The organism is Rhodococcus sp. ZPP (genome assembly GCF_017656075.1).
Lineage (GTDB): Bacteria > Actinomycetota > Actinomycetes > Mycobacteriales > Mycobacteriaceae > Rhodococcus_F > Rhodococcus_F oxybenzonivorans.
The window spans coordinates 3,688,489-3,705,423 of the sequence record NZ_CP058638.1; the positions used below are offsets into that span (position 1 = coordinate 3,688,489).

Here is a 16,935-nt window from a genome sequence, read left to right on the forward strand (position 1 = left end):
GCGCCTACGTTGCCAGGATGCCGTAGGTGATTGTCCGTACTGGAGTTAAATTCACGGGTATCGAGTCCGTTCAACTGTCCGCTCCCCTTCGCTAACGTTGCAGATCACGCAGATCACTGCGCGCGGCGAAGGGAGAACGATGGTGCGAACCCACTCCGATGCCCGGCGGGGCGCCGGCCGCTCCGGCGCCAGCGCGGGCACGGTGCTGCGCACCATCCTCGATCACGGACCGATCGCCCGCAGCACGATCGCACGGGTCACCGGGCTCTCGCCCGCGACGGTCACCACCGCCAGTGCGCAGCTCGTCGAACGCGGACTGCTGCGGGAACTGCCGGAAATCTCGGGTCCCACGGGTTTGGGACGCCCACACGTGCCGGTGGATCTCGACACCACCCGCTTCGTCGTCTACGGCATTCACCTGGCGATGACCCACGTCACCACCGCGTTGCTCGACCTGCGCGGGCAGGTGCTGGCCCGATCCCGGGATCCACACTTCGGGCTCGGACCGGCAGAGATTTTGCGTAATGCCGTGACGACCCTCGAGGCACTGGCCGCCGGATACGGTGACGTGTCCGTCCCGATCGGCGTCGGTTTCGCGGCCGGCGGCTGGATCGACTCGGAATCGGGTGTGGTGCGTGAGCATCCGATTCCGGGATGGAACGGGTACCCGGTCCGCACGGATCTCGAGCGTCGCACCGGTCTGGACGTCCGGATGGATTCGCACGCGCGCGCCCTCATCGACGCGGAGGTGCTGTTCGGGGAGCCGAGATCGCGGGACAGCGTGGTACAGCTCTTCGTCGGCAACGTCATCGACGCCGCGTTCGCGACCGGAGGCGTAATCCACCACGGCCCTCGTGCGGCGGCCGGCGCAGTGGCGCACGTGCCCCTCGAGAACAGTATCGAGAAGTGCACCTGCGGACGGACCGGATGCGTGCAGGCCACCCTGTCGGATCGGGTGCTGGTGCGCAGGGCGATGCAACTCGGCATCATCGAGCGGCCGATCTTCGGCGAACTTCTCGACGCGGGACGACGTCGGCAGCCGGCGGCCCTGGCTCTGTTCGAGGAACGGGCGTACGGCGTGGGGGTGGTGGCGGCGCGTCTGCTCGACCTGTTCAATCCGGAGGTTTTGATCGTCTGTGACCAAGGCGTGAGCCGGATTCCGGGTTCTCTCGACACGGTTCGGCGAGCAGTCGGGGAGTCGTCGGCGACGTGTGACGACCCCTCACGGTCGGTGCTGTCCACCAGTTTTCCCGGGCGGGCACTGCCGGTATCCGCCGGTTCCGTGATCCTCGCGGAGCTCTACCGGGCGCCTCTCACCAGCTTCGTGCGGCCGCTGGCAGGCATATCGTGACGCGTATCACAAGTCCGGAGTTAATTCGGTGGGAAGCAATGTTGACGTCGATTGCACTGGATCGCAAGGATATTGGTGTGATCATCACCATGGCGGACGGCGTGCGTACATCCTCGTGTCGCTCCGAGTCCTGTTGTCGCCGCACGCGACCGGGCCGCATCTGACGTCTCTGCGCTGACTGAGGCGGACGCCCGAAACACCGTTCCACTCTTCCTTTCTCGCTCCATTGTGGCACTCGACCGACCGCGTCCGGTGTGCCCGACCGGAGATCACTTCCTTCGAAGGATCATTCATGTCCAGTTCACTCGTGTCTTTCGCCGGGTATCGGCGCCTCACACGCGCTGCCTTTGCCGGCGTCGTGGCGCTCGGGCTCGCGTCCTGCTCCTCTGGTTCCTCCGGCGGGCTGACACTCGATGACGCTGTGCCCGAACAGGTTCCGGACGGAACGTCGCTCAGCGTGTCGATCAAGACCACCCGACTTCAGCTCGAGGCGACCGATCAACTCGCGGACCTCCCATTCACCGTGTCGGATTGGCCGGACGTCAGTGCCGGTCCCGACGTGATCCAGGCCTTCCGGGGCAACGCGGTCGATCTGGCCACCAACGCCGCGATCCCGCCGATCCAGGCGCACGCCACCGGGCTCGACGCGAAGATCGTCGCGGTCCGGGAGAAGGAACAGCCGCAGTACCGGCTGGCCACCGCTCCCGGCTCGGACATCACGGAGCTGCCGGACCTGCGGGGCAAGAAGATCGCGTTCTCGCCCGGGCAGGCCCAGGGCGTGGTAGTCCTGCGAACGCTGAAAGCGCAGGGTCTGACCACGAAGGACGTCCAACTCGTCGAACTCCCCAGCCCGCAGTTCCTCACCGCGTTGCAGTCGAAGCAGGTGGACATCGCGCCGCTGTCGGAGCCGACGGTCACGAAGTACCTGAACCAGTACGGGCCGGACGGAGCCAAGGCGCTGGCCACCGACGCCGTGGACGCGCTCACCGTGCTCTGGGCGCCCGTGGAGGTCCTCCAGGACCCGGCCAAGGCGGCGGCGATCAAGGCGTTCATTCCGTTCTGGGCCCGCGGGGAGGTCTGGGCGTGGGAGAACCAGGATGCCTGGATCCAGAAGTACTACGTGGAGAGCGAACAGGTATCGGCCGAGGACGGCAAGCGCATCGTCGCCTCCGTCGGGCAGCGCCCGGTCTACCCGGCCAACTGGGACGCGGCCGTCGAATGGACACAGGACACCGTCCAATTGCTCTCCGACGCAGGCTACTTCAACGGGTTCGATGCCAACGAGCTGTTCGACCGCCGATTCGAGACGATCGCCGCCGACGCCGTTCCGGCCGAGTACCGGGGCGGTGTGCAGCGATGACCAGCACTCTCATTGCGCCCGCACCGGCACGTACTGTCGCCCCCGTTGTAGACAGGCTCGGCGTCGCCGACCGGCAGATCCGCCGACTCGGACTGCGTAAGGCGTTTCCGTTCTCCCGGCTGGCCGGTGTCCTGCTCCTCCTCGCGGTGTGGGCAGTGGGAAGCCTGACGGGCGTCATCGACGCGCGAAAGCTGTCCGCGCCGTGGACCGTGGTCACCACGGCCGTCGACCTGATCTCCACCGGCATCCTGCAGGAACACGTCCTCGCGTCGGTGAGCCGCGCCGCCATCGGTTTCGCATTCGGCGTGGTGATCGGGACGGCCCTGGCCGTCGTCGCCGGTCTGACGCGCTCCGGTGACGCCCTGATCGACGGACCGATCCAACTCAAACGCGCCATCCCGACGCTCGGCCTCATCCCACTGCTGATCCTCTGGCTCGGCATCGGCGAGACGTTCAAGATCGTGATCATCGCGCTCGGTGTCGTCGTCCACATGTACATCCAGACCCACAACTCGCTGACGTCGATCGACAACCGGTACGTCGAACTCGCCGAAGTCCTCGGGCTGTCCCGGGCCACGTTCATCCGCAAGGTCGTCCTGCCGGGTGCGATGCCGGGATTCTTTCTGGGACTGCGCCTCTCGGTGACCGGTGCCTGGCTCACCCTCATCGTCGTCGAGGGAATCAACGCGGTGACCGGTTTGGGAAAGATGATGTACAACGCGCAGAACTACGGACAGTCCGACGTGATTCTCGTGGGGCTCGCGGTCTACGGCATCTTCGGTCTCCTGTCCGACTCCGTCCTTCGCTACGTCGAGAGGCGGTCGCTGCAATGGCGCAAGACGCTCGCCGGCTAGAACCCGCCGCCGTGCAGGTGCGGTCCCTCGTCCGCGGATTCGGCGACAAGATCGTCCTCGACCGCCTGGACCTCGACATTCCCGATGGCCAGTTCGTGGCCCTGCTCGGCAAGAGCGGGTCCGGCAAGAGCACGCTGCTTCGCGCGCTCGCCGGCCTCGACTACGACGTCGAGGGCCGCGGCGGAACACTAAGAGTGCCCGAGGAGGTGTCGGTGGCATTCCAGGACTCGCGGCTGCTGCCGTGGCTGAGGGTGCTGGACAACGTGACGCTCGGACTGGGCCGCACCGGCACGAGCAAGGGAACGTCGGCGCTCGCGGAAGTCGGGCTCGCGGGCCGGGAGAAGGCGTGGCCCAGCGAACTGTCCGGCGGTGAACAGCAACGGGTGGCGCTGGCCCGAGCGTTGGTCCGCGAGCCCCAACTGTTCCTGGCCGACGAGCCCTTCGGCGCTCTCGACGCGCTGACCCGGATCAAGATGCACGCCCTCCTGCAGGAGTTGATCCGTCGCCACCGCCCGACCGTCCTGCTCGTCACACACGACGTCGATGAGGCGATCGCGCTCGCCGACCGGGTGCTCGTTCTCGACCGCGGGCAGATCGTCGTCGACGAGATCATCGACATCCCGAAGCCGAGAGCGCTCGGCGACAGCAAGTTCCACGAGTTTCGCAACACGCTGCTCGGCGCCCTCGGCGTCGAGGTAGCGGCACAGTAAGGGAGTTACACCATGAGTTCGTCACCCCAGCGCCAGCTGCATCTCAACGCATTCCTGATGGCGATCGGACACCACGAGGCCGCCTGGCGGCTGCCCGAGAGTGATCCGAACGCGAATCTCGATATCAAGCACTACATCTCGTTGGCGCAGACAGCCGAGCGCGGAAAGTTCGACTCGGTGTTCCTCGCCGACAGCCCGGTGCTGTTCAGCAATCCGGAACGCAGGCCGAGCGGCAAGCTGGAGCCGACGATCATCCTCACGGCGATCTCCGCGGCCACCGAGAAGATCGGCCTGATCGCGACCGCGTCGACCAGTTACAACGAGCCGTACAACCTGGCGCGACGGTTCGCGTCCCTCGACTTCGTCAGTGGCGGACGCGCAGGCTGGAACATCGTCACCACGGCCGGTGCCGATGCGGCCCAAAACTTCGGTCTCGACGACACCCCCGAGCACCGTAGCCGGTACGAGCGGGCCGCGGAATTCGTGGAGGTGTCCACCGAGTTGTGGGACAGCTGGGAGGACGACGCCATCGTCGCGGACAAGGACGTCGCGATCCATGCCGACTCCGCCAAGGTGCACGTCATCGAACACGAGGGCCGGTTCTTCAAGGTGCGGGGACCCCTCAACGTGCCGCGGTCGCCGCAGGGATATCCGCTGCTCGTGCAGGCCGGGTCATCCGAGGACGGAAAGGATTTCGCCGCCCGGTACTCTGAGGCAATCTTCACCGCCCAGCCCACTCTCGACGAGGGGAAGGCGTTCTACGCGGACGTCAAGGACCGGGTCGCGAAAGTGGGCCGGGACCCCGAGCAGGTACTGATCCTGCCCGGCATCGTGCCGGTCATCGCTGACACCGAAGAGGAGGCCCGCGAACTCGAGGCGGATCTGGAGAGGTTGATCTCGCCGGAATACGCCCGCAAGCAGCTGGCGCAGCGGTTCAATCTCGAACCCGAGCAGCTCCCGCTCGACGAGGAACTTCCCGAGGACTTGCCGTCCGAGGACGAGATCGAGGGTGCGAAGAGTCGGTACACGTTGATCGTGGACCTCGCCCGCCGCGAGAAGCTCACCGTCCGGCAGCTGATCGGGAGACTCGGTGGTGGTCGCGGCCACCGCACGTTTGCAGGCACCCCGCTCCAGGTGGCCGACACGATCGAATACTGGTTCAAAAACGGCGCCGCCGACGGATTCAACATCATGCCCGCGGTCCTTCCGTCCGGGCTGGAAAAGTTCGTCGACTCCGTTGTCCCGATCCTGCAGGAACGCGGACTCTTCCGCACCGACTACACCGAGACCACACTGCGCGGGCACTACGGATTGCCGCGTCCCGCCAATCAGTTTGCGGTCGAGAAGGATTCCACGCTGGTGTCTGCGCAGTGACGACGGAAGCTTCGGGGGAGAACGTCGGCTGGCTGCGGTACCTGTTCGGGTACTGTCTGCGCCAACGCCGCAATCTCGTTCTCGCGTACGGGGCGGCGGCGGTGGCGGCCGCGGCCACCGCCACCATTCCGCTGGCCGTCCGGCACGTGATCGACAACGCCGCGGTCGACACGAATCACGCACTGGCGCCGTGGATCGCGGTGCTCATCGCCCTCGCATCGCTCCGGTTCGCCGCCGCGTACACGCGCCGGTACCGCTCCGGGCAGCTGTCCCTCGGAGTGCAGTACGACCTGCGGGGCGACGCCTTCCGGTCCCTGCTGCGGCTGGACGGCGTCGAGCAGGACGGACTGCAGACCGGCCAGGTGGTCAGCCGGTCCATCTCGGACATCACGCTGATCCAGATGCTCCTGCAGTTACTGCCGCACATGGCAGGGAACCTGCTGATGTTCGCGATCTCCCTGGCCGTGATGGCAGTGCTGTCGCCGATCCTCACCCTGGTCGCTCTCGCCGTCCTGCCTGCGCTGTGGTTCATCTCGATGCGCAGCCGCGTCGACCTGTTCCCCGCCAACTGGCATGCCCAGGAAGAGGCGGCGATCGTGGCCGGGGGAGTCGAAGCCGCCGTCACGGGGGTGCGCGTCGTCAAGGGATTCGGCCAGGAAGGCCGCGAACTCGAAGACCTCGAGATGCGGGCAGGGGACCTGTTCCGTTCCCGGCTGCGCGTCGCCCGGCTGACCAGCCGTTACAACCCTGCGCTGCAGGCGGTCCCGATGCTCGGGCAGGCACTCGTCCTGGCACTTGGAGGATGGCTGGCGCTGCACGGCACGCTGTCGCTCGGCACGTTCGTCGCCTTCACTACTTACCTGGCGTCGTTCGCCTCGCCGGTGCGTCAGCTCGCCACGCTGCTGACCGTGAGCCAACAGGGCCGGGCCAGCGTCGAGCGTGTCCGCGAGGTGATCGACAACGCCCCGGCCGTCACGACCCCACCTGGCGCCGTGGACTTGCCGGGTGGGCCCCTCGAAGTGGTGTTCGACGACGTGGCCTTCGGATACGACCCGTCGAATCGCCTCCTCGACGGACTGTCCCTTCGGATCGCACCCGGCGAGACGGTGGCGGTGGTCGGCGCGGCCGGATCGGGGAAATCTACTCTGGCCATGCTTGTTCCGCGGTTGTACGACGCCGACGCGGGTGCGGTCACCGTCGGGGGGATCGACACCCGCCGGCTGTCGCTCGACTCGCTGCGGTCCGCGCTCGGCGTCGTCTTCGAGGACAGCTACCTCATGTCCGAGACCGTCCGCGCCAACGTGTCCTACGGCAGGCCGGATGCCGACGAGGCACTGGTGCGTGAGGCGCTCCGCGTGGTGCAGGCGGAGGAATTCATCGACGCACTGCCCGACGGCCTCGACACCGTCGTGGGGGAGCAGGGGGTGACGTTGTCGGGTGGGCAGCGGCAGCGGATCGCCCTCGCCCGGGCATTGGTGACCGATCCGCGGATCCTGGTGCTCGACGACGCGACATCGGCGGTCGACGCCCGCGTCGAGGCGGCCATTCACCACGAACTGCGCGTCGCGACCAGCGAACGGACCACGCTGATCATTGCGCATCGCCGGTCCACGCTCGCGTTGGCCGACCGCATCGCGGTCCTGGCGCACGGGCGCATCGTCGATGTGGGCACGAGCGCCGAACTCGACGAACGGTGCCCCCTGTTCCGCGCGCTGCTGTCGAGCGCGGACGACCTGACCGCTCCGGACACGTCGAACGAGCCGCCGGACGTCGACGGTGTCACCGCCGAACTGTGGCGTCGGGAGGACGGCGACGAGGCTTCCGGGGTGTTCGATGCGAGAGCCGCAGCGGCTTTCGCGACCGCAGCCGCGGGTGCCAGTGGGCCGTCACGCGGAGGCGCGTCGGGCGGCATCCTCTCGTCGGCGCCGCCCAGCCCCGAAGTAATGGCTCGGCTCGACGACCTGCCGCCACTCACGGGAGACCCCGACGTCGCCGCGGACGAGGCCCGGGCCGCCGACCCGGCGTTCGGACTCCGCTCACTGCTGCGTCCGCTCCTCCTGCCGCTGGTCGCAGGCTTGGCGCTCGTCGGGCTCGACGCCGTCGCGCAGATCGCGGTGCCGGTCCTCGTCCGTACCGGGGTGGACCGGGGAGTGCTGCAAGGCGCCCGCGACCTGCTGCTCCTCGCGGCGGCCGCGACCATTCTGGTGGTGCTGCTGGACTGGGCCATCAACATCGCCCAGGCGCGGGTGACCGGGCGGACGGGCGAACGGCTGCTGTACACGTTGCGGGTCAGGACGTTCGCGCAGCTGCAGCGGCTCGGGTTGCAGTACTACGAGCGAGAACTGGCCGGCCGGATCATGACACGTATGACCACCGATGTCGACAGCCTGTCCAACTTCCTGCAGACAGGTCTGGCGACGGCGGTGGTGAGCGGACTGACGATTTTCGGTGTGCTGGTGGCACTTTTGGTGATCGACGCGGAACTGGCGCTCGTGCTGGTCCTCGTGGTGCCCGTCCTCGTCGCGGCCACGGTGGTGTTCCGACGAAAGTCCGTGCCCGCGTACGCGGAGGCCCGCGATCGCGTCGGGATCGTCAACGCGTATCTGCAGGAGAACGTGACGAATATTCGCGTCACCCAGGCTTTTCGGCGCGAGGACTACAACGCCGTCCAGTTCGCCCGGCGGGCCTGGGACTTCCGGGAGTCGCGACTACGGGCCCAACGGTACATGGCCCTGTACTTTCCGTTCGTCGAGTTCCTGTCCGTGGTGGCGACCGGACTGGTGCTCGCAGCCGGGACGGCGCGGATCCACGGCGGAACCCTCACCGTCGGCACCCTGATCGCCTTCGTGCTTTACGTCGAACTGTTCTTCGCTCCCGTGCAACAGCTTTCGCAGGTTTTCGACGGCTACCAGCAGGCGGTGATCGGACTCGGTCGACTGCGGGGTCTGATGCGGACACCGACCACCACGCCGCAGGCGGGCGATCCGATCGTCCTCGACCGCGTCCAGGGCGGCATCGTGTTCGACGACGTCCACTTCGCGTACGAATCCGGCAAGGGAGAGGCGCTGCGAGGGGTGGCGATTCGCATCGAACCGGGTGAGACGGTCGCCCTCGTCGGCCAGACCGGCGCGGGCAAATCGACGGTGCTCAAGCTGCTTGCCCGGTTTTACGACCCCACCGACGGCGCGGTGCGCGTCGACGGCATCGACACCCGGTCACTCGACCTCGCGTCGTTCCGGCAGCGACTCGGAGTCGTACCGCAAGAGCCGCACCTGTTCGGCGCGACCGTCCGCGACGCGATTGCCTACGGGCGCCCGGACGCGACCGACGCGGAGGTCGAGGCCGCCAGCCGAGCGGTCGGGGCACACGAGATGGTGTCCGGGCTCGCCCTCGGCTACCTGCAGCCGATCGGGGAGCGCGGGCGCAACCTGTCGGCCGGGCAACGCCAGCTGCTGGCCCTCGCCCGCGCTGAATTGGTGGATCCCGACATCCTGCTGCTCGACGAGGCCACCGCGTCGCTGGACCTGGCCACGGAAGACCGCGTCCGGCTCGCAACCGAGAAGCTCTCCCGGAAGCGCACCACCGTCGTCGTGGCGCACCGGTTGAGCACCGCGGCGCGAGCCGACCGGGTGGTGGTCCTCGACGGCGGACGGGTAGCGGAAGTCGGAACACACGAAGAGCTACTCGGCCGGGGCGGCGTCTACCGGGAACTCTGGGACGCCTATGCGGCTTCGCCGCCCGTGATGCTCGCACAAGGAGTGACCCTGGGTCGGGGGGTGCACAGGACTCGGTGATCTTCGTGCGCGACGTGGTGTTCGAGTCGGACGGTATGGCTTCGGTACCTTGTCGGAATGAGCACCCGCGATGTTCCAGCACAGATTGGCGACCTTCCTCCGATCGGGCGTCCGGCGAACAGCGCCCTGCTCGAGGCGGGCATCACCACCCTGGCACAGGTGGCCGCTCGCAGTCGTCGAGAACTTCTCGCCATGCATGGCGTGGGCCCCAAAGCTGTTCGAATCCTTGAAGGCGCTCTCGAGGAAATAGGACTCGCCTTCGTCGAGTGAGCACCGGCGGTGGGTGGAATCCCCGGCCGACTGACTGATGACCGGAAGCGGCTCTATTCCTTTACTTCCGCTCCGCCGAGCGCCGTCAGCAGGAATCGCTCGACGGCATCGGTGTCGGCGCCAAGGCGTCGGAGCGGACCCGGATTGTCAGTTTCGTCGGCCATCAACGCGAGCAGCATGTGTTCCGTTCCGATGTAGTTGTGGCCCAATCGCAGCGCCTCGCGGGTGGACAATTCGAGCACCTTTTTCGCGCCCGCCGCATAGGGGATCAGAGCGGGGGATTCGGCGTCGGCCGGTCCGGCAGCTAGGTCTGCCTCCGCGGCTTCCCGGATTGCCTGCGGTGTAAAGCCCTGGTCGGCGAGCGCCCGCATCGCGAGGCTGTCGGGCGCGCACAGCATGCCGAGCAGCAGATGCGCCGACTGAATCTCGGACAGTCGCTGCGCCCGCGCTTCCTCCTGCGATTGGACCACCGCCTGCCGGGCCTTCTCGGTGAAACGCGCGAACATGTTGGCACTGCCCTTGGGTGTGAACCGCTGCTGGGCGGCCTGCTTCGTGACACCGATACAGCCACCGATCTCCGTCCACGACGCACCGCTACGCCGCGCTTGATCGACGAAGTGGCCGATCAGGTGGTCGGAAATTTCGTTGAGGTGCTCGGCGGTCAAGACCGCAGCCGTCAACTGTTCGAGGGGTTGATCGGGATATCCGGAGCGGATTCCGTCGATGAGGTCGTCGAGTCGTATTTTCATCATGCGTCAACGGTAGATTGACGCATGATGGCCGTCAAGGCCGAATTGACGATGCGCATTTTTCTCCAGCCGACGCCGCGCCGCGCGAATACGATGTCAAGAAGAACGTCGAGCCGGACGGGAGACTGACGATGCGTCACCACGATGAGGGCCGCGACCACGACGAGGCCGACCTCGAGATCCGACCCCAAGAAGATCATGCCGCCGGCCCCACTGCAGTCGCAGTGTCGATGAAACGTTCTCTCGAACACATGGGCATGAGGCGGACGGCCGAGACTCTTCTGCGACTCAATCAGGCCGAGGGATTCGACTGCATGAGCTGCGCCTGGCCGGACCCCGACCCGGGTCATCGGCACAAAGCCGAATTCTGTGAGAACGGCGCGAAGGCGGTTGCGGAGGAAGCGACCCGGTCCCGCGCCACTCCGGAGTTCTTCGCCCGGCACAGTATCGCCGACCTCGACAGTCACAGCGAACACTGGCTGGGGCAGCAGGGGCGGATCACCCACCCCATGGTGAAGCGGCCCGGGGCGACGCATTACGAACCGATCGACTGGGACGACGCGTTTGCCCTGATCGGCGGCCAGTTGAAGGCGCTCGACAGCCCGGACGAGGCCATTTTCTATACGTCCGGTCGGGCGTCCAATGAGGCGGCGTTCGCGTACCAGCTCTTCGTACGCGCTTTCGGCACGAACAATCTGCCCGACTGTTCCAACATGTGCCACGAATCCACCAGCATCGCCCTTCAAGAGTCCATCGGCATCGGCAAGGCAAGTGTCGTGATGGAGGACGTGTACGACGCGAAACTGATTGTGCTACAGGGGCAGAACCCGGGCACGAATCATCCGAGGATGCTGTCGGCGCTGGAGAAGGCCAAGCAGAACGGTGCGACGATCCTGTCGATCAATCCGCTCCGTGAGGCCGGTCTGGTCAACTTCAAGAATCCGCAGACCCCACGCGGCATGGTGGGATCGGGTACCGACCTGTCCGACATGCACCTGCCGATCGCGCTGAACGGGGACCTCGCCCTGCTTCAGGCATTCGGTTCGCTGCTCGTCGAATGGGATGCTCTCGATCACGCTTTCATCGACCAGTACACGATCGGCTTCGAGTCGTGGAAACAGCATGTCGCCGCAGTCGACTGGGACGTCGTCACCGAGACGACGGGGCTGTCCCGGGAGCAGATCACCGACGCCGCCACGTTGCTTCGGGACTCCGACGCCACCGTGTTCTGCTGGGCGATGGGACTCACCCAGCATCGAAACTCCGTGGCCATCATCAAGGAGATCGCCAATCTCGCACTGGCCCAGGGCAATATCGGGAAGCGTGGTGCAGGGTTGTTTCCGGTTCGCGGGCACTCCAACGTGCAGGGTGACCGAACGATGGGTATCTGGGAGCGTCCGCCCGGGCATTTTCTCGATGCCCTGCAGAAGGAGTTCCGTTTTGATCCGCCGCGCGCGAACGGGTACGACACCGTCGACTCGATCCGTGCCATGCGCGACGGCAAGGCGCACTTCTTCCTCGGGCTGGGCGGCAACTTCGTTCAGGCCGCCCCGGACACGGAGGTGACCGCTGCGGCGCTCCGCAAGACGCGCATGACCGTGCACATCTCCACCAAGATCAATCGTTCGCACCTGGTGTGCGGGGAGACGGCGCTCATTCTGCCGACGAAGGGACGCACCGAGAAGGACGTTCAAGCGTCCGGTCCGCAATTCGTATCGGTCGAGGATTCGACGTGCTCGGTTCACGCGTCGCGGGGTCCGCTGGACCCGGCCAGTCCACACCTGGAGTCGGAAGTGGGCATCGTGACGCGCATTGCCGAAGCCACCATCGGTGACCGCTACGGAATCGACTGGAAGGGAATGCGGGACGATTACGCAAACATCCGGCTGCACATCTCCCGCGTCGTGCCCGGATGCGAGGGGTACGAGGTGAACGTCCGACGTCCGGGCGGTTTCATCCTTCCGCACCCGCCGCGTGACGCCCGCACCTTCGAAACTCGTTCAGGTCGTGCAGAGTTCGCGGTGTCCCCGATCGAGGTCCTGCAGGTGCCGCCGGGGCATCTGATCTTGCAGACCCTGCGAAGTCACGACCAATTCAACACCACGATCTACGGGTACAGCGACCGCTACCGGGGCATCGAGGGTGGCCGCCGGGTCATCTTCATGCACCGCGACGACATCGCGGCGCTCGGATTCGATGACGGCGACATGGTCGATCTCTTCACGCGCTGGGACGCCGACGAGCGGGTCCGGTGCGCGCAGAACTTCCGCATCGTCGACTACGACACCCCGCGCGGCTCCGCCGCCGCCTACTATCCGGAAACCAATCCGCTGGTGCCGCTGGACTCGACGGCGCTGGGCAGCAATTGCCCTACCTCCAAATCTGTCGTCATCTCGCTCGCCCGAGCGAAGGGGCGGGACGGCAATCAGACCGGCGACCAAGACGAGGTGGGCGCTGACTGGACACACAAGGCCAACCCGGAACCCCACCACCTGTCCTGAGTTCGTCCGCAGTTCGCCACTGTGGCCCCTTACCGTGCTCTGTTCGACGGGTGTCACCCATGCTCGCCCGCGCAACATCCCGGCTGATCGGGACGCCGGTCCCTTCCTCACGGGACATCGGGCCCGGCACAGTGAAGCGACTTCGACGAGCGAAAGGCGAGCCGTGGTGACCATCGATGACAAGAGCGCAACGCGGCCGTCGACGCTCCTCGACGCGCTACCCGAGCGGTATCGGACGGTGCTGCGCTTGCGGCTCGCTCATCAGTTGCCGGTCGAGCAGGTGGCCCGGGTTCTCGGCACCTCGACCGAGACTGTGCTGCTCACCCAGCACGCCGCGATGAACCTTCTCCGGCGAGAACTCGCGGACGGACGCCGCAATAAGATCGAACGCTGGATGCCGTGAGTCAGGTTGCCCGCACCGAATGCTCAACGCACGACGGGGCCGCAACTCACACCGCATCCGACAAGGTGTATCCCGCGTCAGCACAGGTGTTTCGGCTGCTTCGGGCAAGGAGTGCCGAAACCGGGTGCTCGTCGGTCTCGGATTTCAGCCTGAAACCGACGCCGCGCACCGTATCGATGACGTCCGGTGCCCCGTGAGATTCGAATTTGCGGCGTAGTAGATAGACACACGTGTTGAGGACGTTCGACTTGGAACCCGCCGGCAGCCCCCACACTTCCTGCAACAGTTGTCCCCGGCGGACTACGCGGCCGGCATTGCCCGCGAGAGCGACGAGCACGTCGAGTTCGGTTCTACTCAGCGCGATGCGGGCAGTGCCGACGTTGAGCACTGCGTTGTCGGTGTCCAGGGAGACGCCGGACGAGGTGGACGAATTCGACGACGAGCGAGCTGGCCCCAGTCGTCGGAGGAGAGCGCGAAGCCTCGCGATAACCTCGTCGACGTTGACGGGAACACACATCACGTCGTCTGCGCCCGCCTCGAAGTAGGAACACCGGGTTTCCTCGTTCGCGAACTCGTCGACGACGAGGATGCCCGTTCTTGCTCCGAAAACACGCAAGACTCGGATGGTGTCCAGCGCCTCGAGGTTTCGTGAACGGGCGTCGACGATCACCACGTCGGCACGCCGCACGACATCTGCTCCATCGAGCGTGGCAGAACCGGGCTGCACATGCATTCCCGCCGAGCGTAGGTACCCGAGGAGCCATGGTTCGGCGCTCGGAAAGAGGACAACCGTTCCCGGAACGGCACCGTGATCGGCAAAGGAGTACATCGGTGGGCCCCTCCCTCCTGCGGCTTCGCCGCCCGTGAGTACTTCTCAACCACGGGTTGTTAATAAGTACTCAGTGATACTGGAGCAGTCCGGTCGGCACGAGATCTGACTCGCAAGTACTCCGACGTCCACCGCGGACTGTCTTTCCCGTGATGTGTCGGCCTCGTACCGCCCGGACCAGCCAGTGCCTGATACGTGCCGGCCGGGCGGGTGTGACCTGATAGCGCCTCTGTGTGTCAAGCAGCCGTAGGTGGTGCGTGTTGTTGGTCCCTGCGCATTCGGCGATAGAGGACGTTCGCGAGGCGGCGTTTGAGTGCGCGCCGGGCTTCGGCTCGTGTCTTGCCTTCGTCGAGTTTGCGCTGGTAATAGACGCGGCCGGGCCCTGGGTCGCGGGCTTGGCAGACGGCGATGGTGTGCAGCACGGAATTGAGTTGACGATTACCACCGGTATTGAGCCGGTGGCGTGTGTTCTCGCCGCTCGACGCTGCGAGAGGAGCGGTGCCGGTGTAGCCGGCGAAGTGATCGGCCGAGGGGAATCGGGTGATGTTCCCGATGTGGCCGAGAAGTTTGGCGGCAAGGACGGTGTTGATTCCGTGGACTTCCTGCAGAGTCGTCGTCGTGGCGGCGACCGCGTCGCGCATCTGAGCTTCGTTGGCTTTGATGTTCGAATCGATGCGCCGGAGGTCGGCAAGCACGTCCTTGGCCAAGTCCCGGCGGCAGGCGTCGGTGGCGGTGGTCGGTTTGATCCGTCGCATCGCAGCGCCGGCCTTGTCCGCCGATAGCCCGATCGGAACGCCGCCTGGAATCAGTTCCCGTAGCAGCTGGTGCAACCGGTTGAGCACACGCGTCTTCTCACGTGTGAGGTCATCGCGGCGCTCGGACAGCAGCCGCAAGATCGTGCTCTGGTCCTCGCGGTGAACTTGATGTAAGCCGTGGTGGTACAAGGCGGTCAGCGCGACGGCCCGGGCATCGTCGGGGTCGGTTTTGCGTCCGCCGCCGGTGCTCAGGACCCGGACTTTCATTGCGAGGGTGGAAGGAACGTCAACGACGTCCTCACCACGCGCGACCAGAATCTGCGCTATGCCCCGGCCGAGTCCCTTTGCTCCCTCGATCGCGTATTGCCGTTCTGGCCATCGCTGGCACCATTTCACCAACGCGGTGGCGGTGCCGGCATTGACCACGAACCGACGGGACCCGACGGTGACGCCGCTGCGGTCGACGGCAACTGCGGTGAATGACGACTTGTGCGGGTCGATTCCGATGATGACCACCTGGCAGTACTCCTTCGGTAGGCGAAGTCGAACGTGCCTGCGGAGGGCATCCTGACTTGAAGATCTCGTTCACGCCTCTGTCGAGCCACACCGCAGGGCGGGTGTCGACCGGCATGGCACGCTATCAGTGAGCCAACCTCCGAAGATGGTGGCAAGAAGCCTGCGAGCCTGCGCCGATCGACACCCTGGACGCTACGAGACTGCAGATCCCGATCACATCCACCGGTGATTCAACAAGTCAGGAGCCTGACGCGACCAAGTCCCATCACTGTGTTGTCCACCCGGCCTCGACCGGCACGTGGCCACCGCGATGAAAGGGATGACCTGTGTCCAGCATGACCGATGTTTCCACCGCTGTCAGCCTCGAGATCTTCGTCGGAGTCGACACCCACAAAGACACCCACCACGCCGCGATCATCGATCACCTCGGCCGCCCGGTCGCGGATCACCAGTTCGACACCACCCCGGCCGGATACCGGAAACTGTTGGCCTTCATCACCGATGCCGGAGTCATCGCCTCGGTCGGGATCGAGGGCACCGGCACCTACGGGGCCGGCCTGACCCGGATGCTCACCGAGGCCGGGTTGCCGGTGGTCGAGGTCGACAAACCCGACCGCCGCGCCCGCCGCGCCCGCGGCAAGTCCGATCCGGTCGACGCCTACGCCGCCGCCACCGCAGCCCTGTCCGGGCGAGCGAACACGATCCCGAAGACCCGTGACGGCGACAGCGAGGCCCTGCGTTTCCTCTCCCGTACCCGCGCATTGGCGGTCAAGGCCCGCGCCGAGGCGTTGACCGCCCTGCACTCGATGATCGTCGCCGCACCCGAACCACTACGCGGACAACTCCGGCACCTGACCCGCACCGACCTGATCGGCACCTGCGCCGGCCTGCGTCCCGACCCGGTCGCCGCCGGCGGCATCCTCGCCGCAACCAAGACCGCACTCCGCTCGACCGCCCGCCGCATCACCGCGTTGAGCGAGGAGATTCGAACCCTCGACGCCGACCTCGCAGTGCTGACCCGCCGCGCGGCACCCGCACTGCTCGCCGCGCCCGGCATCGGGATCGTCACCGCCGCCGAACTGCTGATCTGCGTCGGCGACAACCCCGACCGGCTCCGCTCGGAAGCCGCCTTCGCCACCAGCTGCGGTGTCGCACCCCTGCAAGCCTCCTCCGGCAAGATCTGCCGGCACCGGCTCAACCGTGGCGGAAACCGGCAGGCGAACCGGGCCCTGCACACCATCGTGATCAGCCGCCTCAAAAACGACACCCGCACCCGCGACTACATGGCCCGGCGCATCGAGGAAGGCAAAACCAAACGCGAGATCATCCGCTGCCTCAAACGCTACGTCGCCCGCGAAATCTACCGAGTCCTACACCCCACCCAGGTTGACTCCTCATAGGAGCATCACGGGTCAGTGGCAAGATCGGGAGAATCGGCGGGAGTGTTACTGCAGGACGAGGTGAGAGCA

The 16,935-nt window shown here is 66.2% G+C and carries 13 protein-coding genes; 10 read left to right on the forward strand and 3 right to left on the reverse strand.

Going from position 1 to position 16,935, the window contains the following annotated elements:
* Positions 1-139: 139 nt before the first annotated feature.
* From HYG77_RS17500 to HYG77_RS17530, 7 genes are all read left to right on the forward strand, one after another.
* Entirely contained in the window at positions 140-1,351 is a 1,212-nt protein-coding gene (locus HYG77_RS17500) for an ROK family transcriptional regulator (protein WP_208960039.1), read from the forward strand.
* Positions 1,352-1,643: 292 nt separating this feature from the next.
* Positions 1,644-2,711, forward strand: coding sequence for a PhnD/SsuA/transferrin family substrate-binding protein (locus tag HYG77_RS17505; RefSeq protein WP_208960040.1), 1,068 nt, complete (start codon positions 1,644-1,646; stop codon positions 2,709-2,711).
* On the forward strand, positions 2,708-3,565 hold the full coding sequence (locus HYG77_RS17510; RefSeq protein WP_208960041.1) for an ABC transporter permease: 858 nt from the start codon (positions 2,708-2,710) through the stop codon (positions 3,563-3,565). Before HYG77_RS17505 ends, HYG77_RS17510 begins: the two co-directional genes overlap by 4 nt.
* On the forward strand, positions 3,541-4,275 hold the full coding sequence (locus tag HYG77_RS17515; protein WP_208960042.1) for an ABC transporter ATP-binding protein: 735 nt from the start codon (positions 3,541-3,543) through the stop codon (positions 4,273-4,275). The genes HYG77_RS17510 and HYG77_RS17515 overlap by 25 nt, the downstream gene beginning before the upstream one ends.
* 12 nt (positions 4,276-4,287) lie before the next feature.
* Positions 4,288-5,649, forward strand: a complete 1,362-nt coding sequence (locus tag HYG77_RS17520; RefSeq protein ID WP_208960043.1) for an LLM class flavin-dependent oxidoreductase — start codon at positions 4,288-4,290, stop codon at positions 5,647-5,649.
* The gene (locus HYG77_RS17525) at positions 5,646-9,443 is read left to right on the forward strand and encodes an ABC transporter ATP-binding protein (RefSeq protein WP_208960044.1); all 3,798 of its coding nucleotides are present in this window, start codon (positions 5,646-5,648) and stop codon (positions 9,441-9,443) included. Before HYG77_RS17520 ends, HYG77_RS17525 begins: the two co-directional genes overlap by 4 nt.
* A 57-nt stretch (positions 9,444-9,500) precedes the next feature.
* A complete protein-coding gene (locus HYG77_RS17530) occupies positions 9,501-9,713 on the forward strand; it encodes a hypothetical protein (RefSeq protein ID WP_208960045.1) in 213 nt (70 codons plus the stop codon).
* Between the two features lie 53 nt (positions 9,714-9,766).
* Here HYG77_RS17530 and HYG77_RS17535 read toward each other — a convergent pair whose 3' ends face one another.
* The gene (locus HYG77_RS17535) at positions 9,767-10,465 is read right to left on the reverse strand and encodes a Clp protease N-terminal domain-containing protein (RefSeq protein ID WP_208960046.1); all 699 of its coding nucleotides are present in this window, start codon (positions 10,463-10,465) and stop codon (positions 9,767-9,769) included.
* A gap of 128 nt (positions 10,466-10,593) precedes the next feature.
* Here HYG77_RS17535 and HYG77_RS17540 point away from each other — a divergent pair, with 128 nt between their 5' ends.
* Together HYG77_RS17540 and HYG77_RS17545 are read left to right on the forward strand one after the other, a co-directional pair.
* Positions 10,594-12,963, forward strand: coding sequence for an FdhF/YdeP family oxidoreductase (locus HYG77_RS17540; RefSeq protein ID WP_208960047.1), 2,370 nt, complete (start codon positions 10,594-10,596; stop codon positions 12,961-12,963).
* Between the two features lie 166 nt (positions 12,964-13,129).
* Positions 13,130-13,366: a sigma factor-like helix-turn-helix DNA-binding protein gene (locus HYG77_RS17545; RefSeq protein ID WP_208960048.1), complete on the forward strand. Its 237-nt coding sequence runs from the start codon at positions 13,130-13,132 to the stop codon at positions 13,364-13,366.
* Positions 13,367-13,412: 46 nt separating this feature from the next.
* Here HYG77_RS17545 and HYG77_RS17550 read toward each other — a convergent pair whose 3' ends face one another.
* Entirely contained in the window at positions 13,413-14,099 is a 687-nt protein-coding gene (locus HYG77_RS17550; RefSeq protein WP_208960049.1) for a response regulator transcription factor, read from the reverse strand.
* 332 nt (positions 14,100-14,431) lie between these two features.
* Complete coding sequence (locus tag HYG77_RS17555; protein WP_208960050.1) at positions 14,432-15,466, reverse strand: IS110 family transposase; 1,035 nt, start codon at positions 15,464-15,466, stop codon at positions 14,432-14,434.
* A gap of 335 nt (positions 15,467-15,801) precedes the next feature.
* Here HYG77_RS17555 and HYG77_RS17560 point away from each other — a divergent pair, with 335 nt between their 5' ends.
* A complete protein-coding gene (locus HYG77_RS17560) occupies positions 15,802-16,866 on the forward strand; it encodes an IS110 family transposase (protein ID WP_208960051.1) in 1,065 nt (354 codons plus the stop codon).
* Positions 16,867-16,935 lie beyond the last annotated feature (69 nt).